This is a genomic window from Dictyobacter alpinus (genome assembly GCF_003967575.1).
Lineage (GTDB): Bacteria > Chloroflexota > Ktedonobacteria > Ktedonobacterales > Ktedonobacteraceae > Dictyobacter > Dictyobacter alpinus.
Genome location: NZ_BIFT01000002.1, coordinates 1018098 through 1041234 on the forward strand (window position 1 = coordinate 1018098; position 23137 = coordinate 1041234).

A 23137-nucleotide genomic window follows, 5' to 3' on the forward strand; every position below is an offset into this window, starting at 1 on the left:
CCACCAACCGAAAGGAAAAGATGATGCCGATCCATTCTTCCCTACATAAGCATACTGAACAGGATGGAGAACCTGCATTTGCCGGCATGGTGCAAGCCTTGCTCAAACGGCAAGCTTTTCCTTTTCGTTATGGGCGGGGAGAAGATCCGTACCTGATCCAGACGCATGCGTCAGCGGTCATTATGACCCCTGACTATGTCTATAAGCTCAAAAAGCCTCGTAACTTTGGCTTCTTTGATTACTCGACTATCAATCTACGCCGCCATTTTTGCCAGTTGGAGGTAAGCTTAAATACCCCGCTGGCTCCCGGTATTTATCTGGGGGTAGCCCCGGTTATGCAGGCGAGGAATGGAACAATCACCTTTGGCGCAACCTATCCACCTTCCAGCGAGCCTGCGCCAGGTCCCGGCAGTGAAGGTGCAACCGTTATTGATTACGCGGTTGTCATGCGCCGCTTACCAGAAAGTGCGACACTTCATGCTTTACTGGAGGCTGGCAAGGTAACACCAGACTTAATGGTTAGCATCGCACATGTGGTGGCACAATTCCATAGTCAAACGCCAACCAACACGCACATTGCGCAAGCGGGTCGTATCCCTGTAATTCGCAAGAATTGGGAAGAGAATTTTCAGCAGATGCATCCGTATATCGAGCAGACCCTATCGCACAAAACATATACGGCCCTGCAACACTATGTCTATCAGTTCCTCAAACAGCAGCAAGAGCTCTTTCAGCAGCGTTTTCTCCATGGCTACATTCGCGATTGTCATGGCGATCTCAGGCTGCAACATGTGTATGTCTTGCCTGAGGAAGATCCATCAATCATCCTGCTGGACCGCATCGAGTTCAACGAACGTATTCGTTATGGTGATGTCGCCAGTGAGGTTGCATTTCTGTGTATGGAATTAGATCTGGCACAGCGTCCCGATCTTGCCGATGTCTTCCTGACACACTATCTAGCGGAAACGGGCGATACCTCACTGCTGAAACTGCTCCCGTTCTATGCCTGCTATCGTGCCTGTGTACGCGGCAAGGTGACCTCGTTTCTGCTCGACGATCCAGAGATCAATGCAAGTCAGCGGAGCAGGGCCCAATCGGAAGCCAGCGAGTTGTTTAAGCTGGCATTAGGGTATACGAAATGGTCACCGCAACCACTCCTGATTATTGTTGGTGGCGTCATGGGAAGTGGAAAAAGCTCTGTTGCGCAGGCGCTTCAGGAGAAATATGCCTGTCGGCTACTCTCTACAGATAGGATCCGCAAACAGTTGGCCCGGTTGCAACCAGCACAGCCACAGGCGGAGCAATTTGGCGCTGGCATTTATGATTCCTCCTGGACCAGGCAGACCTATACAGCACTCCACCAGCGAGCATTGGCCTATCTCCGGCAAGGCTATTCGGTTATTCTAGATGGAACATTCTCGCGTCGTGCCGATCGCCAGAACATTGTCCGGCAAGCTAGCCAGTATGGTGCTAGCGTCATATTCATCGAGTGTGTCTGTCCACGCGAGCTGACATTACAGCGCCTTGAACAACGCTGGCAAGCCCGCCTCGCTGGCGAACAGCTCTCATCACAGCAGCGGGGCGCAAGCGACGCCTCCGATGGTCGGCCAGAACTCTACGCTATGCAGATGGCACAGTGGGAAGCATTCGCTACCGAGCAGGAACCCGGCGTCAAACATATTGTCTTATCCACTGCCTCTTCCCCACAGACCCTACTGAGCAGGCTAGAGCACGAACTTCAATCCTTACTCACACACATATAAAAGAGGAGAAAAACATGAATTCCCTGAACGGTTTCCCTCGATTTAAGAAGATTCTGGTTCCACTAGATGGTTCTCCAATCGCGGAGGAAGCAATCTCAATGGCGGCGACTATTGTCTGTGCCAGTAGAGCGGAACTCCTGCTACTACGCGTTATTCTACCATCTGGCTATGTTCCGCTTCATCCCATGGCACCAGTAGGCCTGGCGGAATCCATGCGAGAAACGGCTTTTACCAATGCGCGGGACTATCTACAACATGTAATCGCGTACGCGAACCTTGAAACGCTCAAAGTACAATCTGATGTCCTGCAGGGAGGCGCGGCCACGACCATTGTTGATTATGCCGTGCTCCAGGGGGTTGACCTGATTGTGATGCGCACGCATGGAGAAACTGGACTCACGCGTTGGATCATGGGTAGTACCGCGCAACAGTTGGTACGTAACAGCCCGGTTCCAGTCCTGGTCATCCCCAAACTACACGATCAACCCATCACATTCCGACCTGCTCCGCGTGCCCTGATCGCACTCGATGGTTCTCCAATCGCCGAAGAGGCAATACTGCCGGCAGCCCAATTGATCGCAACCCTGGCGCAACCGGGACGGGGCGCAATCCATCTCACGCGTGTGGTTCAGCATTTCACCTCATTCGGTCGTCAAACAAAAGCACAAATAGAGCAGCTAAATAAAGAGCAGCGGGCCGAAGGAGAAGCCTATCTCAAAAACATAAAGCAACGCATCCTTAAAGAGGAACTGGCTCCCCCCAACATGAAAATTACAAGCTCGGTCGTAACCTACACGGATGTCGATGATATTACCAAACGTATCCTCGAAGAAAGCGCATGCGTTGGTGAACCTCCAGAGTTTACCGGCTGCACCCTCATTGCAATGAGTACACACGGTCGCCATGGTTTCCAACATCTGCTATTGGGTAGTTTTACTGAAGATGTACTTGGGATGACTGACAAACCTCTACTCGTCGTTCATAGCTCAAAATCGCTGGAAGGTCCACAGAAAAAAACAGCTAAGAAAGAAAAAATCAATGTCCCAATCCTATAAACGACCTTCAAGAGCTTCGCTATTCCTCTTTTTCCGACAAATGAGTAGAGAAGAAGACTATAGAGCAACGCATGTCTCTATCAATCTGGTACTGGAAGGAAGCTAGATTGTAACGGAAGTGAGAAACACAATGTTTAAACATATTTTAGTTCCATTGGATGGATCACTGCGGGCCGAACAAGCCTTGCCAGTGGCGGCCCGGATCGCATGTGCCACACGAAGTTCCCTGATATTGTTGGAAACGATCAATCCAATGGATGAGATGGGATTGTCCACCCTTCCCCATGATCATTCGCTGTTAGAGATGGAGAATACCTACCTGCAACAGGTCGCACACAGTCCAGCACTGGCTGGTCTGGAGGTAACAACCAGAGCCTGTATTGGCCTACCAACGGAACAAATTCTGCTGGCAGTTGAAAATTCTCACGTAGATCTGATTGTGATGTGTAGCCATGGTCGAACTGGTTTGAAGCGCTGGACAATGGGAAGCGTCGCGCAAAAGATCTCACGCATCAGTCCCGTGCCGGTACTTGTACTACAAGAAGAAGATCAACTCCTCCAGCAATTGTGTTCCCATGAAGCTGAACCGGTACGCATGGTGGTTGCGCTGGACGGTTCAGCACTATCTGAGAAAGCACTGGAGCCCGCGGCATATCTATGTGCAGCCCTCTCAATGCCAGCCCGGGGCATACTCCAATTAACCTATGTTATGCACCTGCCATCTTCGTTTGAGTATGGACAGGAGGATAGTGTATCCCGGGCGCTGCAAAAAGCGACCCCGCAAGCACAGAACTATCTGCAAGCAGTTCAGCAGCGGCTACAAAAAGGTGAAATCAGTTCGCTCCATCTTGATATCACCATTACCCTCACCCATGACCTTGACGTTGCCTCTAAATTACTCAGAATAGCTGAACGAGGTGAAAAACAGGATGGGCACAATCGCTGTCAGTTGATCGCGTTAACAACACATGGAAGAAGTGGCTTGCAACGTTGGATTACCGGTAGCGTCACTGAACGTATGCTCTCCAAAGCAACCATCTCTTTACTGGTTGTCGAACCATCACCAGATGAAAAAGGCCGCTGAAAGCATTTCCCTTTGTGATGGTTTTGAGACATGCATCTGCATGCCACCGAGATAGCTGTGAGAGATGACCGGGCTATGTTGCTAACGATGAAAGCTGTTAGCAGCATGCAAGAGCAGGTCTAAACACAGGAAAAAATTTCGCACATTCAGAAGGAGAAAGCCATCATGAAGCCAGAAGAGATTACATCCACATGTAACGAACATTATGATCTGATCAGTGTTCTTTACCACATGTTGGAGGGAGCCTGGAAATATGAGAACTTCCGCAAAGAAGCTGAAAGAGCCGGTGATCACCAGTTAGCACAATTCTTCCACGATGCACAAATGGAAGAATGCAAACGCGCAGCACGGGCAAAAGAACTATTGCGAGAGCGCATAGGCATTGCTGTATCGCGGTAAGATCACCTTCCATTTGGCATCTTAAAAGGAGAGTCCGGTCATGCAATGTAAAGAAAAAATGGAAACATATCTCCGTGAGCATCAGGTACCATTTGAGGAACAACAACACCCGCGTACATTCAGTGCGGTGACCATCGCGGAGAGTGAGCACATATCGAGCAAGAAGGTTGCCAAGACTGTGATCATGAAACTGGATGGACAACTGGTATGTTTTGTTGTTCCCGCAACATACTCGGTAGACCTGGATACAGTTCAGGCGATTACAGGTGCCAAAGCGGTTCGCCTGGCGCACGAAGAAGAATTTGAGCAGGCGTTTCCTGACTGTGAAGTAGGAACCATGCCTCCCTTCGGCAATCTCTATAACATACCAGTCTACGTAGATAAAAGTCTGGCCGTGGAAGAGTCTATTACTTTTCCGGTCGGAACCTACACAGACACCATGAGCGTGAAGTATGCTGATTTTGAACAGCTAGTGCACCCACACGTTACGATGTTCGCCAGAGCGCAGGTAGGACTATAACGGTGGCAACTGTGAACGGTATGCTTAGACCTCAAAACTGCTTACACAACAGGCCAGGAATGATCGATAACAACCTGCATTCATTCCTGGCCCTTTTGTCTGGGGGACAGATACATTTTTATGTTGGTTGGGCAGCTAGCGAACCTACCATGCGCCGTAGTTGTAAGGCATTATGGATAGCATGCGCATCGGCATCATTATTAAAATAAACATATATTTCACGCCCCTGCTGTGCCTCCTTCGTCAGGCGGTTCGCCCAGAATGACAATTCATCCTCAGTCAGACCCACACCCTGGGATCCATTATGAAAACGTACATATCCAAATGAACCAACGGCGGGAAGATCCAGTGGTGTGGGGAGGGTGCCACCAACTGCCAGGGCCAGAGCACAACCAGCATCCTCCAGAATGCGCGCGACTTGAGAAAAATGGTCAGCGTCTAGCCAGCTTGGGTCGCGAAACTCAATGGCGGCTTGATATGTATGGGGTAATAATGTAACGAAATGCGAAAGACGGGCAAGATCAACGTGCCAGTGAGGAGGGAGTTGATAGAGAAATGGGCCTAGCTGACCATTTAAGCCTTGCGCCGCCGTTATCAAGCGCTGCAAGGGTTCCTCTGGATCATGCAGTTTCTTCATATGGGTCAGATAGCGGCTCCCTTTGACCGCGAAGCGAAAACCAGGATGTTCCCGCGTTTGCTGGTATAAAGCCGCAAACTGCTCATGCGTCGGCAACCGATAGAAACTTCGATTGAACTCCACTGTGGCAAAATGCTGCGCATAAAAGGACAGGTGTTCACGAGCAGGAAGCTTGTGTGGATAGAAACGTTCCTTCCAATGCGCATAGATCCAACCTGAGGTACCAATCCAAATCATACGTTTACTCACTACCTGCTTTTTCAAAAAAACAAAAGTGGTTATGTATCTAATAGGAATACGTCAGATTGCTGAATCACAGATGCGCAGGCGTTACCTCGCTACCCTGATCCAGCGCCAGACTCCGTTTAATCTCCACGAAACGCATGATATTCTCTCGACTGATAGATCCGATCAAATGACCGTCCTGCACCACTGGCAACTGGTTAACATCCTGACCAATCATCAATGGCAACACTTCATTAAGATTTTGCTCTGTGGTAACGGTATGCAAACGGTCCAGCGGCACCATCGCCAGACCTACCGGAGTCTGCGTCCATTGCTCGCGTGCGACATGGCGAACCTCGTTCAGCGTGATCAAGCCGGCCAGCTGATCGACCTGTACGACAAAAGCACTACGCCACCCATGGGGCAACAAAAAATCATCGACTAATTTTCGCAAAGAAATGTTGGCGGGTACCGTGGCAGGACTACGATCCATGACATCACCCACATGCACTCCTTTGAACATCGCCTCCAGTGTGCCCTGAGTGTTGGACGCAATAGCGCCGTTCAATAAGAACCAGCCAATAAAACCTATCCAGAGGCCATTTAGCCAGTAATTATGAAAGAATAGCCAGATCCCAAAAAAGATAAAACAGTAGGCGATAAATTGGCCAATATGACTGGCTGCACGTGTTGCCACCCGTACATTACCACGTAGCTTCCAGATAATCGCGTGCAAGACCCGACCTCCATCCAATGGAAAACCTGGAATAAGATTAAAGACTCCAAGTAAACCATTCGCCAATGCCAGATAACCCAGCATTGCACTCAGAGGGGATTGGTTGTTCCCTAAAGCCAGAAACAGGAGCCCAAAAAGCCCCGCCAGGGCTAAACTTGTGAGAGGTCCGACTATCGCCATCTGAAACTCAATATCTGGCGCGCCTGGCTCCTTTTCAATATTAGAAACACCACCAAAGATAAACAGGGTGATACTTTTCACATGTAAACCACGTGCACGAGCCACTACGGCATGCGCCATTTCATGTAACAGAACCGAGATGAAAAGCAGGAGGGTCGCCAGTATACTCAGAGCCCAATAGGCTGCTATAGACCAACCAGGATAGCGTGCAGCAAACAATCCAACCTCCAGGGACCAGCTCAGGAGCACGAAGATAATAAGCCAGCTCACATGAACAGCAATATCTATCCCCAGAACTTTTCCGATACGCAAAGAACCTGGTAGCATAATGGCACTCCCTTCTACGTATAAGATAGCGTTGTGGCGCCAAAATCTTGCTATGATGATCTCATTCCTACTTGTTCATCGTCACTACATACTACCTCTTGCTCCTCTCAGTTCTTTCTCAAATAGTCAGTCACCCTCTCAGAAGGATCACAGATGCGACATTCCTGACAAAAAAACACCATTAATGTCTGCCATTGGCGCGTGTGACCATACAACGTTGTGATGACTTTGAGATAAATGGAGATCATCTGGTGATGAAATTGTGCCGACATAGCTCTATATATACCAAAACAATTATGCATTTCACTGTTTGTATGCACCTTTTTTGTCGTGTACAAACAGGAATGTTGTCGAGGATATGTCCGTATCAAAGTGGAGTAGGAGGATAAATCATGCTGTCGATTGATCTCAAAGCCAGACATACATTGCTGGAAAACAAACTTGCAGAGCTACAAAAACGCGTTGAGGAATTGCGTATCAAAGAAAATACAGAATTTATGGAAGAAGATCTCGAAGAGTCGGCAGCCCATGCTTCAGATACAGAACTTGAAGAAGCGATGCTTCGTGAAGAGCTTAAATTACTTCATGATATCAAGAATGCCATCAGACGTATTGACGAAGGAAAGTATGGCTATTGCCAAGTCTGTGGACAACCAATTCCAGTGAAACGCCTGGATGCCCTCCCCTGGGCTGAATTGTGTGTAAAAGATCAGCAAGAGAGCGAAAAACACCATTATCATGAGGTTGCTACATAAGCACCACAGCTCTAACCGTACGATCTGGCCTGGTAGGCGGATCGACCAGCAGCAGAAGCAACTTTCGACAGGGGAGAATTTGTGTGTGTTTTTGTGACTTGTCTGTGATTCCGCAGTACTTCCTGTGACACGATTGAAATATCCAGGCTCTATACCTGATACAGATAAAGAAAGAAAGAAAAAGAAGCGGTCTCTGCTTCGTATTTCTTTATCAAAGTCACCGAGTTTCTCATGACCCAAACGTCAGTTTGTAGCGCAGCCTTATGGGATAAGTAAGATGATTGATCATTTACTTTTATGCTTACTGAAGACAGAAAAGGAGCCCCGATATGACATTAGCACCACGTGATCCATTTGATGCGCTCATGCCCCTGCGGGAAGCTATGAGCCGTTTGTTTGAAGAGAGCTTCGTCACTCCGCGCATGGAAATGTTTACATCACGCACATTTCCACTCGATGTTTACGAGACAGATAACAAAAAAGGCTATGTGATTGAGGCTTCTATTGCTGGCTTTAAGCCTGAGGAGATTCATGTTACTGCCGAAGATAATATGATCCATATTCAGGCGAGCAAAAAGATGGAAAAAGAGCACAAGGAAAAAGATAATTATATCCGCCGCGAGCGCTACGCAGATGAAATGGATCGCACGATTTCGCTTCCAACGCACATCGACGCCAACAAGATTCAGGCCTCCTATGACAATGGCGTGTTGATACTCCAGGTACCAAAAGTAGAGGAAGCCAAACCTAAACAAGTGCCAATTAAAGTAAAAGAGGCCGCTGGATCCCACTAACCCATATACGCATTGTTCACGGCAACGATGTATATCAACGACTGGAAAAGAGGCTCGCTCTTTTCCAGTCGTTCGGAATTTGCCAGCCACACTGAACACGTGCCAGCAAGGAGGCGCTAAACATCATCCGAAAGCGAGGATTTCCCATGTTTAAGCACATTCTGGTCCCACTGGATGGATCGCCACGTGCCGAACAGGCACTCCCATTTGCCGCGCAGCTTGCCCGTGTCTATCGCAGTACCATCGTGCTGGCAAGAATTGTTGATATCTTTGAGACTATTGGGGCCTCTTCAATTCAAGCGGCGGCATTAACCAATGAAATCAGGGAGATCCAGGAGAAAGATGCCCAGGAATATCTGCAACGTATATGTAGTTCCGGGCCACTGGAGAAGCTAGAAACTTCAATGGAAATCCATTCGGGCGATGTTGCCACAACGCTATTAGACATCATTAACAAACAATCAATTGATCTGGTTCTGCTCACCAGCCATGGCCATACAGGCCAGAAACATTGGACGCTGGGAAGTGTCGCGCAAAAAATGGTCCACCATTGTCCGGTACCGGTCTTCAACCAACGCGAAAACTATCTTTTCCCACCTGCGGCTCCGACTCAAGATCTTACATTCTGCATCGCACTCGACGGCTCATTACTGGCCGAAGCTAGTATTCCCCCAACACTGTATCTTGCAGCGGCCTTCGCAGAGCCACAGCATAGGGAGATACATCTATTGCGTGTCGTTAAAACATTAGATATAGATCGGGTCGAGGCCTTCCTAAAAATTCACAAACTCAACATTCAAAAGTTTCTCTATGATGAGGCAAGAAACTATTTAAAAGAACTCAGTGAGAGCCTGAACAAAGATACTGCGGCGCAACTGGGTGTTCAGGTTACCTGGTCAGTCAGTATGGGAAGAGATATCGCTCAAACTATTATACGCGAAGTGGAAGGTGAGACCTCGCTACAAAGCTCACCAATCGCTTATAGCTTGCTTGCCCTGGCCACCCATGGGAGAAGCGCCATTGCTCGCTGGGCAGCCGGGAGCGTGGCCGAGCGCATCTTCCATACGACCGGACTACCATTGCTCGTTATCCATCCACCCGCACAAAACTCATAACTATACTTGTTCAGGTCTGATAATTAACAGTGGAATTCTTGCGGTGGAGAGAATGCGTTCGGTAACGCTGCCCAGTAGCCAGCGCTTGATACCGCTTCGCCCATGGGTGGCCATAACAATGGCGTCACATACCCCCTCTCCGTTCGCATGTTCGCCGTGGCGGGCAATATGTTCAAGCATGGTTGCGACATCCGCCTCATGCGCAATAGTCGAAGCTGTACGCAAGTGTAGCGAGGCTAATTCTCCTTCATGGATGCGTTTTTCTATCTCTTGAAGATAGGCTTTAGCCATTGCAGTCTCTTTTTCTAGTGCTTTCGTAGCGCTATTATCTTCTCCAGCTTCAATGTTATTCGGACACTGAATAATATGGGTAAATTGCAGAATCCCAGACTCTGGTGCAGAGAGGGCTGCGCACAGATGCGCCGCTGGCTTGATGCTACTTTCAGCTAAGACCGAACCATCCAGGGGTACCATAATTCTGGCCGGTCGGCTTTTTTGCGCCCGCAACAGTTGATACAAGAAAGTATTTTTGTGCAGCACAAACACAGGAATGGGACTATGAAAGGCCACTTTCTGGGCGACGCTCCCCATAACCCAGCGATCAATGCCAGTATACCCATGGCTACACAGAACGATGATATCCGATTGATACCGCTGTGCGGCCGCGAGAATCTGTTCGGCTGGTTGTCCTGTCAGTATTTCAGATGCCACAGGTATACCAGTAAGGTCAGGCACGCGTACTGCATTTTGCATAGAATTGAGCTCTTTTGACATCACCTCTTGTTCCAGTGCGATCTTTGACCAGCCTAATTCCGGGACAGGATCAATCACTTTGATTACGTGTAAAGAGCCATGTGTAGCCTGCGCAATACGGGCAGCGACAAACAGAGCATTTTTCGCACGCTCCGAGCCATCCAAGGGAACGAGGATCTGTTGAAACATCAGGCGCCTCTCTTTCTTTATAACGGGACAGGAAGAACAATGAATTCTCTTATCAGGCAGACTTTTTCTTAAACTAGCGGGCAAAACTTTTCACGAAACGTCTATTGGCAAGCTATATGTTGTGGAAGTGTTGTCGTTGACAATCAGGCCTCTTTTCCATGCAATGGATATGCCAGGATCGGTAAGCACATATAAAAAAGGCGCATTTCCCGCGCACCTGGAGATAAGCATACATGTTCTTTGCCACCAACCTATCTCACCCATAGTCCCTAGAATCACAAACCTATCACAGGGCTGCAACGTCCATGACACAATCTCTATTCATTGTCCAAAACAGCTCAAAAAGGAAGGCTGCATCCGAAACTGTGATCAATTTGTGACATGGGGAGATGGTCATGAGAGCCTTTTGAGAGGTCCCCCTCATATGGTGGTTATAGACGTTCGCATTTGTATGTATGGCTGTACACATCCAGGCAATTGTGCAGTCCTGGAAACAGTACCATGTTCAGGTAACCAGAGGGAGGAGATTATGTATCTTCATGATAACCTACAAATATGTCTATATGCATTGAAGAGCAGATATCCCAGGCACACGGTAGATCTCTGCGAAGGAGTTCTTGAAACGAAAGAACTTCCATTAAAGGGATGGGAAGCCCCCGAAGTTATTAAGATTCTGACAACGCTTGCCCCACAATTCCTGAATGCAAGTGCGGAGATGATTATCGACTACTGTGAGTCCACCATTTATCTGCCCTCCATCTCCACAACAGTACCTTTCTGTACTATTCACTGTCGAGGAAAGATTCCACCTCACATTGCCAACCATGCCAACTGGCTGACAAAGAGACTATCTCAGGTCAATCCTCTGGTTTCAACTGGCTCTAATTCGGATGCATACTATTTACCATGCTGAACTTTGCTGAAGGCCAGGAAATAGTATTTTTCCTTCCTTGAAGAGATGTACAAAGACTGGCGGATGCAACAAGGGGGGTGGATATATGTATGGTGAAATGACCCGCGATCAGATTGACAAAGTTCTGGATGAACATTTCATTGGTCGCATCGGCTGCCAGATGCAGAGCAAGATCCATATCATTCCCATCAATTATGTCTACGATGGGAATGATATCTATGCCAACACACTCGATGGTTCAAAAGTGCGTATGATGCGCTCAAATCCTGAAGTCTGTTTTCAGGTGGATGAGATCGTAGATAGTTCAAACTGGCGGAGTGTGCTTGCGTGGGGGATATTTCAAGAACTTGAAGGAGAAGAGGCTTCCAGGGCTGTTGACCTGCTTACGCGGAAATTCGTCGTAATGATCGCCAGTGGACATGCATTGCATACAATGGGGGGAGAAAGTAACATCCAACTTCCTCCTAACATCATTGTCTATCGCCTTCAACTAACGGAAAAAACAGGTCGCATGGAGCAGTCCAAGCCATAAAAAGATCCCCCGAAAGACATCTTTCGGGGGATCTTTTTTTATGCCTTCACACAAGGGCTCAGGCAACTTGAGTTTCAGTAGGAGGAGTTTTCTGCTGATAGCGTTTCTCCAGAGAACCCGTCCATGGTGTTCCTAATAGTGGTAGGAGGTAACGGTCGCCACCGTAGTAGCCTGCGACCCGCCATGCCAGCACCAGGAAGAGGGCCAGCGTTCCAATGACCGGGTTAATGCTGACAGCACCTGCCAGTAAGAAGCTCAGGTTCATAAAGATACCGAAGAAGGCGGCAATACCAGTCAGAATACCCAGGATAAGCCCAAGTCCGACACAAATTTCGCCAAAGGTGATGACATATGAAAAGACCGCTGCATTAGGCAGAACAAAATCGCGTAAGAAAGTTGCATACCATCCTTGAACAGCGGGATGAGCCCCAGTAGCCTGTGCCAATGCGCCTGTCACAAAGCCTTTCATAGCTGCTCCATCATGGCCGGCAAAGACCCATGGACCGCCTTTAGCTGCTTCACCAAAGGAACCGATGGCAATTGAGTGGCCGGTTAATTTCTCCCAACCTGCTGTAAACCATTCATACCCAACATACAAACGAACGATGAGCCAGAGCCAGGCCATACGGGTATCCGCAAAAAGGAAGCGGGCAATGGGGGGCTCTTCAATCTGGACTGCTGCACCCGGATGGAGTTTAGAAATGTAACGCATAGTAGAGGGCTCCTTCCTGTTTATGCAACCGCTTTTCTCGCTCTCGTAAGAGGATGAAACGAATTGCTCTTTTAGACTTTTCTTTTCCAGAGGCACCCTTCCTATCGCCAGGTGCCTTTTGTTTTATCTATGTATAGCATAGAGGTTACATATCACAGATTTTTCTCTGCCTGTACGACCCAAATCACAAAACTGTCACGGACATCCATGGGAGGGACCGGCTGGAGACAGATTTACATGGTCGGGAGATACATTACTACCTGGTCCCGCGTTCTCGCCTTCAGATGTCGGGATGGCTTTATGCATAGGATCTTTGCTGAATTTATGAGGATGAGGGATAACCAGCAGTGGCAGACGGGTTTTGCCTAACAATTGTTCCGCGATACTTCCTGAGACCCAACGTGGCAAGCCGCTGTGCCCTTGCGTAGAAATGGCTATGGAGTCATAGCCCTCGCTAATACGTTGGCCATTTTCCGTTTCACCTTCTTCCGCTACGCGAATAATGGTATAGGCAAGCTCACTCTCTAGCGCCACCGAAGCGCTAACATCAACCTGTATATGATCAAGTTGCTTTCGACAAATTTGGTGCTGGAGCTGTTTTAGATAGAGCCAGGCCTCTTTAACATGCTCATCATTCATCCTTTGAACCATACCTGTCGCTTGCTCATCAACAAAATAGACTGGTTGGACGACGCGCAAAAGATGGAGATGACCCTGCATAGGTGTTGAAAGGCTAGCACTAATGCGTATGGCTGGAGGAATTACGGCTTCCGCTATGGCAGAACCATCAAGTACGACAAGCATACGAAACACATGTGGCTGTTCCTGATAGGCGCGTAGTGAAAACGGAGCGTCTTGCCGCAGAACCAGGACCGGAATAGGACATTGTCTGAATAATTGCTGCGCTACACTGCCACGAATCCAGCGCGTCAAACCTGTATATCCATGACTGCACATCACGATCAGATCAACATTATGGACCTGCGCATAGTGAACAAGGGCTGAAACGGAACACTCCGCAAGAATCTCACTCTGAATATCAATGTCGCCAAGAGAGACTTTCGCGATAATATTTCGCAGATATGCTTGTGCATCTTCGATATCCTGCTTACACGGCTCCTGTTCAATGTTAGCAATGTTGAGGGGGTAACGGTCATAATCGCGTGCTGGTTTCACAACCCGCAATAGGGTAATTCTCGCACCTCCATTCCTGGCGATACGCGCGGCAAGAGAGAGGGCCTCTTCCGAACAAGCGGTTCCGTTCAACGGAACCAGGATATGTTTTACATTATAAGGTACATTAATTGGAAGAGGCTGCTCTCTAGAAAATTCATGAATAGGCATCTCAACCTCCCACAGACAAATACTGGATGAGAATGATTTAGCGAACAAAGCTTGACATAATAAGCTCTCTTATTAAAAAAATAAGGGGATACAATCACAAAGCTATCAATAATTGTGCGATAATCATCACAAGAGCATCACATCGAAAATTGATTTTCAATGAAAAACACTTGCTCTCTAGTCTTTTCTCATTTATGATAAGAGGAAGATAAATTTTGCCAGCGGTCGTGCTAAAATAACGTTAAACTTTGTATTGCATCATAGCAGGGATGTCCTGGCGTGTATCTGATGAGGCGGTGATAGTGTCTAGCTTCCTGGCAAATACATGCTTGCTATATAAAGAAAGATCTACGCTATGAAGCCATTGAACATTCGTCAACCATTATCTGAATCTGAGCGCTTCGCAGCATTGAGTCGCATTGGTGCAGCATTAATGAGTGAGAGGAACGAAGAACAGTTACTGCAGTATATCGCGCAAACCGCTGCTGACTTAATTGGAGCTGAATTTGCCGCATTCACCTTGCGACCAATTAATGAGCATGGTGAATTACTCGTACCCGCAGAGGGACATCTTTTCCACCTGGCTGCGGTTATAGGGGCCACAAAAGAGCAAGAAACACTATTTCGACAGGTGCCACTGGGCGGAGAAGGATTACTGGCCCCGATTTTTCGTCATGGCGTACCAGTATTGGTAGCAGATATCCAGAAAATGACCCTGGCAGATGCCCCACATACGAAGGATGCATTGTGTGCTGCTCGGGAAGCTGCTTCCGCTTTTGCTCACGGCCATCTTTCTTCTGAAGGATTACGTTCAGTTGGTTTACCCACTGGACATCCAATTCTGCGCAGCTTTCTGGGAGCCCCATTACTCGATAGCGAGCGTCAGGTGCGCGGTGGATTGTTGTTGGGCCACTCAAAACCAGATCAATTTCAGAAAGAACACGAAGAAATTTTAATGGGACTGGCTGCGCAGGCCGCGGTAGCCATCGAAAACGCACGCCTCTATAATGTGATGCATACACGAGCACAAGAGCTTAACGCTATTTTTGAAAGCATCGGGGACGGAGTGACACTGGTCGACTCCCAGGGACACATTATACGCGAGAATTATTGGGCGAAAACACTCCGCGAACAACTTGAGCAATATCCCCAGGGGAAACAGGCCCTGGAAGCGCTTCTCCATGGTCCCGCACGTAGTGCCTGCCAGGGCATCAGTGAACATGATGTATTAGTGAAAATCACTAATGAAAAACAGGAGGTGCACGAGTATATCGTCAATGCCTCTCCTCTACGTCAGCAAGCAACGCAAAATAGAGCCACACACATAAATATAGCTGGCGGATATTACACACATGAGGTGACCTCTGGCTCGGTCATCATCTGGCATGATGTGACTGAAGTGCGCAGACTTTTACGTGAACGCCAGGCTTATGCTGAAGCGGAAGCACGCCGCGTCCTCCTACAACATATTTTGGACGAACTACCAAGCAGCGTTTATCTGGTGCACGGGAAAGATGCTCGACTTGTGCTCGCCAATCGAGCCTCCAGTAAAGTATGGGGAGTTACCTGGGAGCATGAAGTCCCAATGGTAGAGTTCTTACACCGTAATCACATTGAGATTTTCCAGGTTGATGGTCGACCTTTCCCGCTTGACCAGTTAGCAACGCTCCAGGCAGTTCAACAGGGCGAAACAGCGTATCAACGTCAGGAAATCATTCGGCACGCTGATGGTTCTACCCTCCCCGTTCTGGTGAATGCCATCGCACTTGATTCGCGCAACTTTCCACTCAATTTACCAGATCTACCACGAGGAACACATGAGCTTGTCGCGCTCGTCGTCCACCAGGATGTTTCAGCCTTAAAAGAGGCCGAGGCTTTGAAAGATGAGTTTATTGGTATCGCGGCCCATGAACTACGCAATCCTCTCGCTGTGTTGCAGGGATTCGTGCAATTGCTCCAGGCCCAGCTGACACGCGACAAGAACCTGGTACTCACAGACCTACAACATGAGTCATTAGAGGGCATTGAGCAGGGAACGCAGCGCCTGACGGCATTAACCGATGATCTCCTAGACGTCACCCGTTTACAGGCTGGACGCCTTGAATTGCGCCACGAGGTCATGGATATTATTCCTCTAATCAAACGCCTGGTCAACCATTACCAGATGACCACGACGCAGCACCATCTACAAGTCATCGCACCAGAAACATTTCTCCTTGTATCAATCGATGCACGACGTATTGAGCAAGCCATCAACAATCTGTTGAGCAATGCCATCAAGTATAGTCCCCAGGGAGGACCAATCGAGATTCACATCCAGGAAGATCGTCAGCAAAATAAGGTCATCGTGGGTATTAAGGACACTGGCATTGGCATTCCAGCCCAGCAACAAGCACGTATCTTTGGACGTTTTATGCGCGCCGATAATGCGCAGGCACATGGCATCCAGGGAACAGGATTAGGCCTGTATCTATGCCGTGAGCTCATTGAACGCCAGGGTGGCAGCATCTGGTTCCACTCAGTTGAAAACCAGGGATCAATCTTCTTCTTTTCATTGCCACTGGTAGAGGTTTCCTCCGATGAAACGTTCGAAGACATGGTAGCCCAAAACCCACACGAATATATTCCATGAACCATCCAATGGAATATTTCTTAAATTGTCTGCGGGCAAAGAACATAAGCTTCTTCAATTCTCTGCTGGCAAAAAACGTGTGCCGCGGCACACGTTTTTTGCCAGCAGAGAATTGAAATAGTCGGTTCCCGTCAGGGAACGAGTATGGCCACGCAATAGAAGCGCTATAAAGCAGCTGTGATAACATTGTGATTGCACCCACCCCTACTGTGATCTCTTCCATCTCCCCTTCATCCTATCGTATATCTTATATACCATACGATCTTTACCCCATCCGCAATGGGAAGAGCAGAAAACCAATTTACAAGGAGAGATACGATGTTTGAACGTATTTTCGTTCCCCTCGATGGTTCCGTGCGAGCGGAACGTGCGCTTCCTATCGCTGCGCGTATTGCCCGGGCCTCTCATGGCAAGATTATCCTTGTCTGCATCGTTAATCATTTTATTCTCAGTACAACAGCATCTCCAGTTTCACCTCATCAATACATGGAAGAAGAAACATGGTCAATTGACGATGCAGAAGCGTATCTCCAATCATTGGTAGATGCTCCTGAATTACGCGATCTATGGACAGAAAAGGCCGTCCTGTTCGGACCAATCGCGGCCACGCTCGTGAATGCCGCCAAAACATACCAGGCCGATTTAATCGTGATGTGCAACCACGGACATTCAGGTGTCACAAGCAAACCATTGGGGAGCGTGGCAGAAAAAGTGGTGTGCCGAGCCGTTGTGCCCATATTGATGTTACGTGAGCAGGGGAATCTGCCTGTAGAGCCTTTTGCAGATACTGGAAGGCCACTCCAGGTTCTAGTCGCGCTTAATGGTACATCTTTTTCACATGCTATTTTTAAACCAACGGCCGCACTAGCCATATCCCTGGTTGGCTATGCTTCATGCATACTGCATCTCATACGTGTAACAGCATCGAAAGACATACACGCACACGCATATCAGGATGAAAAAAAAGAGGCTCCTGAGCAATCCCTATCGATGACCGCCTCAGATCTACTAGAAGATCCTTTCGTAGATAACAAGGTAGCGGCTGGTTGGGCCACACTTGAAGATTGCGAAGTTGCCGAGGCACTGACGCGCATCGCGGCATATACTACGATCAAAGATGGCACCCGGACCGATACAACATGCGACGTTATCGCCATCTCAAGCAATGAATTAGTCGGCTATCAGCGGCTCCCTCCAATGAGTGTTACGGCACGCGTCATAGACCAGAGCAAACTACCAATCTTTTTTGTGTATACTCCACACTAGCCCCTCATAGCAAGAGGTGATCAGGGCCAATAAAATTATGAGATATAGAGAGGCGCATTCATTCCCGATCTCATACATGTGATAGGAACACCTGCGCCCACTTGCTAAAATGCAATGAATGGACTATACGTCTTCTCCTGTTTTACCGCTGGCGCTTGCTTCTCTTCTGTCGCCCCCTGAGTCTCCACCTTCTTATCAGGGTGTCGGACAACCAGCAGTGGCAGCGTTGCATGCCTCAGAATATCTTCCGTCACACTGCCCAGCAATAAACGTGGAATACCATGTCGCCCATGTGTGGTAAGAGCGATGGCACTTATCGCCGGGGTTGCGAGAATATTACCCACCATAGCGGCATCATAGACGGCTCCGGAAACGTCTTTATCATAGCGAACAGAATAGCTGATCTGCACTGGCAGTTCCCGCAGCGTATCAAGTCGTAGCTTCTCTGAAAGATCCTTCAGATATTTTTTTGCGTCCTTTAATGCCTGTCTGTTCGCATGGGTAGTCGCCTCAATCTCATCCATATCGGTCGCATGAACCGGGGGTACCACACGCAAAAGGTGCAGGTTCCCTGTTTGTGGCGTGGATAACAAAACGCTCAACATGGCAGCTGGCTTGAGAATGGCTTCCGAGCGCTCAGATCCATCCAGGGCCACAAGGATACGGAACGGAACAGCCAGTTCCTCTATCTCTTCTTTATCACTTCGCTGCAGGATAAGCACCGGAACCGGGCTATGGATTGCCACCTGTTGAGCAACGCTCCCCATCACAAAGCGCTTGAAGCCTGTACGTCCATGGCTACACATCACAATCAGGTCCGCATGCTCCAAACTGGCATTTTCAACAATAGTTGCAGCCGGTCGACCATAAAAGAGATCTGGATGCAGGGCAAGTCCACTCAGCACAGGACTCTTCTGGATACGTACAAGATAATCTCTGGCCTGCTTTTCACTTATTGCCATGGATTCTTGACTTACCATGGTTGCTGGTACGGGGGAAGAAACATACTCGGGAATATATTCAAGAATGTACAACAAGGTAATTCTCGCGCCTGAAGCACGAGCAAGGCGCGCGGCCAATGGTAATGCGTGCTCCGCGCATACCGAACCGTCAAGCGGAACAATAATGTGCTGAAACTGGCCATTCATAAGAACCTCCTTATTCATAAGCATTGTATGTATTTCTTTCTTCTAGATAATATATATGCCGCGCTTGTCCCAACGCTTTCTCTGAATGGGTCATCCATATCACAACCACATCACAAGTCATGTAATGCCAGCCGAAGCCCGTCATAGAGGCATGCCAGACAAAGCACCTGGCACAGATAACTTTATTATTGCTGTGATCCATTTGTGATCCCTGTTTTGGATCTAGTGACCGCATTGTAAAGGTTCAGTATTACTCTTGGAGAAGCAACACGAATACTTTTTATCTATGGAGGATCTATGGATACACTTCTGCTTGCCCGCTGGCAATTTGCGATCACGACGATCTATCATTTCTTTTTTGTGCCGCTGACACTAGGACTTGTGCTCCTGGTAGCGATAATGGAAACGATCTACGTTCGTTCTGGGAATGATACCTACAAGAGGATGGCACAGTTCTGGGGTCGCCTCTTCCTGATTAATTTTGCCATGGGCGTAGCCACGGGCATCGTGCAAGAGTTTCAGTTTGGGATGAACTGGGCTTCATACTCACGTTTTGTGGGCGATATTTTCGGCGCACCGCTCGCCATCGAAGCTTTATTAGCCTTCTTTCTAGAATCCACCTTCCTGGGTATCTGGATCTTTGGATGGGATAAACTGCCAAAAGCGGCCCACCTGGCGGCGATCTGGCTGGTCGTCTTTGGATCCTTTCTCTCGTCCTTCTGGATTTTGATCGCGAACTCGTTTATGCAGGAGCCGGTAGGCTTTACGCTGCGTAACGGACGCGCGGAGATGGTCAATTTTCTGGCCCTGATCACCAATCCTAATCTCTGGGTACAGTTTCCGCATGTGATCACAGCGGGTATCGCGACTGGTGCCTTCTTTGTGCTTGGCATCAGTGCGTATAACCTGCTCAAGAAAAGCAAGGATAGTGAGCTTTTCCAAAAATCTGCCACCATTGGTGCGGTCACCGCTGTGATCGCCAGCATACTGGTCGCGATAGTCGGCCATACTCAGGCCCAGCATATGATTCGCACCCAGCCGATGAAGATGGCAGCGGCTGAAGCACTCTGGAACTCCGAAGATCCGGCTGCATTTTCCTTATTCACCGTCGGCAATGAAAATAGCCGTAAAGATGTCTTCGCCATCAAGGTACCGGACCTCTTAAGTGTTCTGGCCTTTAACCAACCCAGCGGTAAGATCCCTGGCATCAACGATCTACAGGCACAGTATGTGAAACAGTACGGCCCGGGCAATTATGTTCCTCCGGTGGCCATCACTTACTGGAGTTTTCGCCTGATGGTTGGCGCGGGAATGGCGATGATCGCTGCTTCCCTACTGACACTCTTGTTCTTAATGCGAGGACGACTGAACAGGACACGCTGGCTACTGTGGATTCTCCCCTTTACTATTGCCCTGCCATATCTGGGAAACTCGGCCGGCTGGATTATGACGGAAGTAGGTCGACAGCCCTGGATCGTCTTTGGTCTGATGGCGACCAGTCAGGGTGTTTCACCTACCGTCAATGCTGGTAGCGTCCTGACCTCGCTACTGGTCTTCGCAACATTATATGGAGCGCTGGCAGTGGCTGATGTCTATCTGCTTGTTCGCTATGCGCGACCCCAGAAAGAGCCTACCCAGGGAGTTGAGCAGCCTAAGGATGCATTAATTGGAGCCTACTAGCAGCACACAGCTGGCAGATAGGAAAGAATAGGGGAATGTACATGGATCTCAATATCTTCTGGTTTCTTTTAATCACGATCCTTTTTATTGGCTTTTTCTTCCTGGAAGGCTTCGACTACGGAGTTGGCATGCTCTTGCCGTTCCTGGGAAAGAACGATGTGGAACGCCGACTGATCACACAAAGTATTGGACCGTTCTGGGACGGCAACGAGGTCTGGCTACTGACGGCTGGTGGCGCCCTCTTCGCGGCATTTCCTAACTGGTACGCCACACTCTTCAGCGGCTTCTATCTAGCATTAATGCTGATGCTTGTCGCGCTGATCTTGCGCGCGGTAGCCTTCGAGTTCCGCAATAAAGACGAGCGAGCAGTATGGCGTACCTTCTGGGATTGGATGATCTTTATTGGTAGCCTGCTTCCAGGCTTCCTCTGGGGCGTGGCAATCTCTAATATTATCGAAGGTGTGCCTATTGATAGCCACATGAACTATGTGGGAGGTTTCTGGAATCTGCTCAATCCCTATGCCTTGCTGGGTGGACTGACCTTTGTCAGCCTGTTCTTACTCCATGGAGCCATCTTCCTGAACTTGAGAACCGAGGGAGAGATGCGTGAGCGAGCCCTGAAAGCGGCCAAACGCCTCTGGGCACCGGCAGTCATCTGCGTCTTCCTGTTTGTAGGACTGGGATATTTTACCACAGACGTGTTTGGACGTCTGGGAGTAGATCCTGGTATCGCACCGCTGGGCGCGGGAGTCGCACTGCTACTGGTACTCTGGTTACTACAACGTGGACACAGCGGCTGGGCATTCTGTATGACAGGACTCACAATCGCGCTCTCAACGCTGACCATCTTTCAAGGTTTGTTCCCACGTGTCATGATCTCAAGCCTGAATCCAGCCTGGAACCTGACAATTTATAATGCCTCCTCCAGTCCATACACGCTCACCATCATGAGTTGGATCGCCATCACATTTGTACCGATTGTACTGGCGTACCAGATCTGGAACTACTGGGTCTTCCGCCAACGTCTCCAAAAACCGATCGAGCACGTGTAACTAAAATTACCATCCAATAAATTGGCCCTTTCCACTTCTGACATAACGCGAAGTGGAAAGGGCCAATTTATTGGATGGTTGACAGTGCTAAATGCTGCATACTAAAAAGCTCTAGGGGGATTACGCTAGATAAAATCTCCATGTTCTTGTTCTGGTTGTATCTCTAGCAAGACATCTGCCAGAGTACGACGGGGAGTAAGGGACGCGGGTGGACCGTAGCCCACGCGGAGGATCAATTGTGGATAACCTGTGCTATGAATGATCGAATTCAGGCGCTGGCGCAACCCGGGCAGTTCGATTGGCTGGTTTACAAAAGAGGCTTGCAGGCCAGAAGCGTAGGCATAGAGTAACAGACGCTCCATCGTCTGTCCTACCGCAAACCAATCACCGGGCGTATCACTTATTGTTCCCAGCACGGCCAATACGGGGGCGCCTGTTGCCAGGCGGCGGGTCTTCCACGCCTCTGCGCGCCAGAGATCAAAGGTACGTACCACAAAGGCATTGTTTGTGCCGGCGATGCTTCCCTTCCCACGGGCAGCGGCTGGCAGACCATCGCTAAAACCAGCATCTCTGCCTCGTACCCACCGGGCCAGTTCCTCGCGAAAGGCTGGACTTGCCCATTGTTGGCGATCTCCCTCCACGATAAGCTCTTCCAGGGCCGTACGCAGATCATCAGACTGAAGAGAGCGCACCCAGCAGCCCCCTACAGCGGCCCGTTGCTCAATTTGCTCCAATATCTCAGCTGGTATCGGACGTTCATCAAATATGTGACGGTTCGTTGTGCGCCTGGTAATGGCAGAAAACAGCAGATGATCATACTCACTACATTGAAAAGGTTCAGCCATCCGTATCTTCGCAATAAGCTGATGAGGAGGTGGGCCCAATGCGGATGGCACATAGGTTTCTTCGCGATATCCAAAATGCCGTAACGCAATGCGCAAATTCAAAAAGGCCGCGCTACATGCGATAACCATCTCTCGCTGATCACTATCGACAACCGACAAGTGCCGATCCGCATCGGCATACAACTCAACCACTTTTCCATGTATTTGGAAAAGCCATGGCTGCACATTATATTCAGAGGGCGCCAATAGAGCATAATTAAGCAGAAAACGCCATTTCTCATGTGGCGGGGCCTCATGTGGAAAATCCTTTTCCTGAATCATCCTTGGATCAGTATACAGCGATATCATGGTATTCTCCTTGTTCAACGTAGAACAACACAAATGAGAGATAGAGCAAGCCCTACTCCGCATCATAGAAGAAGTGTATTACCAGCGCCTCTCAGGATAAATTGTCAGCGTCACAATATAATCACAATATGAT

20 protein-coding genes are annotated in these 23137 nt (G+C 48.8%); 13 read left to right on the forward strand and 7 right to left on the reverse strand.

Features of this window, described 5'->3' with window-relative positions:
- Nucleotides 1-20: 20 nt before the first annotated feature.
- From EL633_RS26580 to EL633_RS26600, 5 genes are all read left to right on the forward strand, one after another.
- Nucleotides 21-1763 (forward strand): bifunctional aminoglycoside phosphotransferase/ATP-binding protein, encoded by a 1743-nt coding sequence (locus EL633_RS26580; RefSeq protein ID WP_126630295.1) that lies wholly within the window; start codon nucleotides 21-23, stop codon nucleotides 1761-1763.
- A 14-nt stretch (nucleotides 1764-1777) separates the two neighbouring features.
- A complete protein-coding gene (locus EL633_RS26585) occupies nucleotides 1778-2818 on the forward strand; it encodes a universal stress protein (RefSeq protein WP_126630296.1) in 1041 nt (346 codons plus the stop codon).
- Between the two features lie 130 nt (nucleotides 2819-2948).
- Entirely contained in the window at nucleotides 2949-3902 is a 954-nt protein-coding gene (locus tag EL633_RS26590) for a universal stress protein (protein WP_126630297.1), read from the forward strand.
- A 165-nt stretch (nucleotides 3903-4067) separates the two neighbouring features.
- On the forward strand, nucleotides 4068-4301 hold the full coding sequence (locus EL633_RS26595) for a hypothetical protein (protein ID WP_126630298.1): 234 nt from the start codon (nucleotides 4068-4070) through the stop codon (nucleotides 4299-4301).
- Nucleotides 4302-4341: 40 nt separating this feature from the next.
- A complete protein-coding gene (locus EL633_RS26600; protein ID WP_126630299.1) occupies nucleotides 4342-4821 on the forward strand; it encodes an aminoacyl-tRNA deacylase in 480 nt (159 codons plus the stop codon).
- Between the two features lie 118 nt (nucleotides 4822-4939).
- Here the strand turns inward: EL633_RS26600 and EL633_RS26605 are convergent, their stop codons facing one another.
- Nucleotides 4940-5695: a DUF72 domain-containing protein gene (locus EL633_RS26605; protein ID WP_126630300.1), complete on the reverse strand. Its 756-nt coding sequence runs from the start codon at nucleotides 5693-5695 to the stop codon at nucleotides 4940-4942.
- A 76-nt stretch (nucleotides 5696-5771) separates the two neighbouring features.
- Nucleotides 5772-6926, reverse strand: coding sequence for a site-2 protease family protein (locus EL633_RS26610; RefSeq protein ID WP_126630301.1), 1155 nt, complete (start codon nucleotides 6924-6926; stop codon nucleotides 5772-5774).
- Nucleotides 6927-7318: 392 nt separating this feature from the next.
- Here EL633_RS26610 and EL633_RS26615 point away from each other — a divergent pair, with 392 nt between their 5' ends.
- The 3 genes from EL633_RS26615 (at nucleotide 7319) to EL633_RS26625 (ending at nucleotide 9590) form a co-directional block, all read left to right on the forward strand.
- Nucleotides 7319-7681, forward strand: coding sequence for a TraR/DksA family transcriptional regulator (locus tag EL633_RS26615; protein ID WP_126630302.1), 363 nt, complete (start codon nucleotides 7319-7321; stop codon nucleotides 7679-7681).
- 329 nt (nucleotides 7682-8010) lie between these two features.
- Nucleotides 8011-8475 (forward strand): Hsp20/alpha crystallin family protein, encoded by a 465-nt coding sequence (locus EL633_RS26620; protein WP_126630303.1) that lies wholly within the window; start codon nucleotides 8011-8013, stop codon nucleotides 8473-8475.
- A gap of 146 nt (nucleotides 8476-8621) precedes the next feature.
- A complete protein-coding gene (locus EL633_RS26625) occupies nucleotides 8622-9590 on the forward strand; it encodes a universal stress protein (protein ID WP_126630304.1) in 969 nt (322 codons plus the stop codon).
- On the opposite strand, the gene EL633_RS26630 is transcribed toward EL633_RS26625, so the two are convergent.
- Nucleotides 9591-10532, reverse strand: coding sequence for a universal stress protein (locus EL633_RS26630; protein ID WP_126630305.1), 942 nt, complete (start codon nucleotides 10530-10532; stop codon nucleotides 9591-9593). It abuts the gene before it with no gap.
- 998 nt (nucleotides 10533-11530) lie between these two features.
- On the opposite strand from EL633_RS26630, the gene EL633_RS26635 reads away from it, so the two are divergent.
- Nucleotides 11531-11977: a pyridoxamine 5'-phosphate oxidase family protein gene (locus EL633_RS26635; RefSeq protein WP_126630306.1), complete on the forward strand. Its 447-nt coding sequence runs from the start codon at nucleotides 11531-11533 to the stop codon at nucleotides 11975-11977.
- A gap of 58 nt (nucleotides 11978-12035) precedes the next feature.
- On the opposite strand, the gene EL633_RS26640 is transcribed toward EL633_RS26635, so the two are convergent.
- Both EL633_RS26640 and EL633_RS26645 read right to left on the reverse strand, forming a co-directional pair.
- Nucleotides 12036-12689 carry a DoxX family membrane protein gene (locus EL633_RS26640; RefSeq protein ID WP_126630307.1) on the reverse strand — a complete coding sequence of 218 codons (654 nt, stop codon included), beginning with the start codon at nucleotides 12687-12689 and terminating at the stop codon, nucleotides 12036-12038.
- A 195-nt stretch (nucleotides 12690-12884) separates the two neighbouring features.
- Entirely contained in the window at nucleotides 12885-14033 is a 1149-nt protein-coding gene (locus EL633_RS26645; RefSeq protein WP_126630308.1) for a universal stress protein, read from the reverse strand.
- A gap of 355 nt (nucleotides 14034-14388) precedes the next feature.
- On the opposite strand from EL633_RS26645, the gene EL633_RS26650 reads away from it, so the two are divergent.
- Nucleotides 14389-16665 (forward strand): ATP-binding protein, encoded by a 2277-nt coding sequence (locus EL633_RS26650; protein WP_126630309.1) that lies wholly within the window; start codon nucleotides 14389-14391, stop codon nucleotides 16663-16665.
- Between the two features lie 318 nt (nucleotides 16666-16983).
- Nucleotides 16984-17931 carry a universal stress protein gene (locus EL633_RS26655; RefSeq protein ID WP_161982465.1) on the forward strand — a complete coding sequence of 316 codons (948 nt, stop codon included), beginning with the start codon at nucleotides 16984-16986 and terminating at the stop codon, nucleotides 17929-17931.
- A 104-nt stretch (nucleotides 17932-18035) separates the two neighbouring features.
- Here the strand turns inward: EL633_RS26655 and EL633_RS26660 are convergent, their stop codons facing one another.
- Nucleotides 18036-19079: a universal stress protein gene (locus EL633_RS26660; RefSeq protein ID WP_161982466.1), complete on the reverse strand. Its 1044-nt coding sequence runs from the start codon at nucleotides 19077-19079 to the stop codon at nucleotides 18036-18038.
- 297 nt (nucleotides 19080-19376) lie between these two features.
- On the opposite strand from EL633_RS26660, the gene EL633_RS26665 reads away from it, so the two are divergent.
- Both EL633_RS26665 and cydB read left to right on the forward strand, forming a co-directional pair.
- Entirely contained in the window at nucleotides 19377-20759 is a 1383-nt protein-coding gene (locus EL633_RS26665; RefSeq protein WP_126630312.1) for a cytochrome ubiquinol oxidase subunit I, read from the forward strand.
- Nucleotides 20760-20800: 41 nt separating this feature from the next.
- Entirely contained in the window at nucleotides 20801-21811 is a 1011-nt protein-coding gene (gene cydB / locus EL633_RS26670) for a cytochrome d ubiquinol oxidase subunit II (RefSeq protein ID WP_126630313.1), read from the forward strand.
- 125 nt (nucleotides 21812-21936) lie between these two features.
- On the opposite strand, the gene EL633_RS26675 is transcribed toward cydB, so the two are convergent.
- Complete coding sequence (locus EL633_RS26675) at nucleotides 21937-23004, reverse strand: Acg family FMN-binding oxidoreductase (RefSeq protein WP_161982467.1); 1068 nt, start codon at nucleotides 23002-23004, stop codon at nucleotides 21937-21939.
- Between the last annotated feature and the right edge of the window lie 133 nt (nucleotides 23005-23137).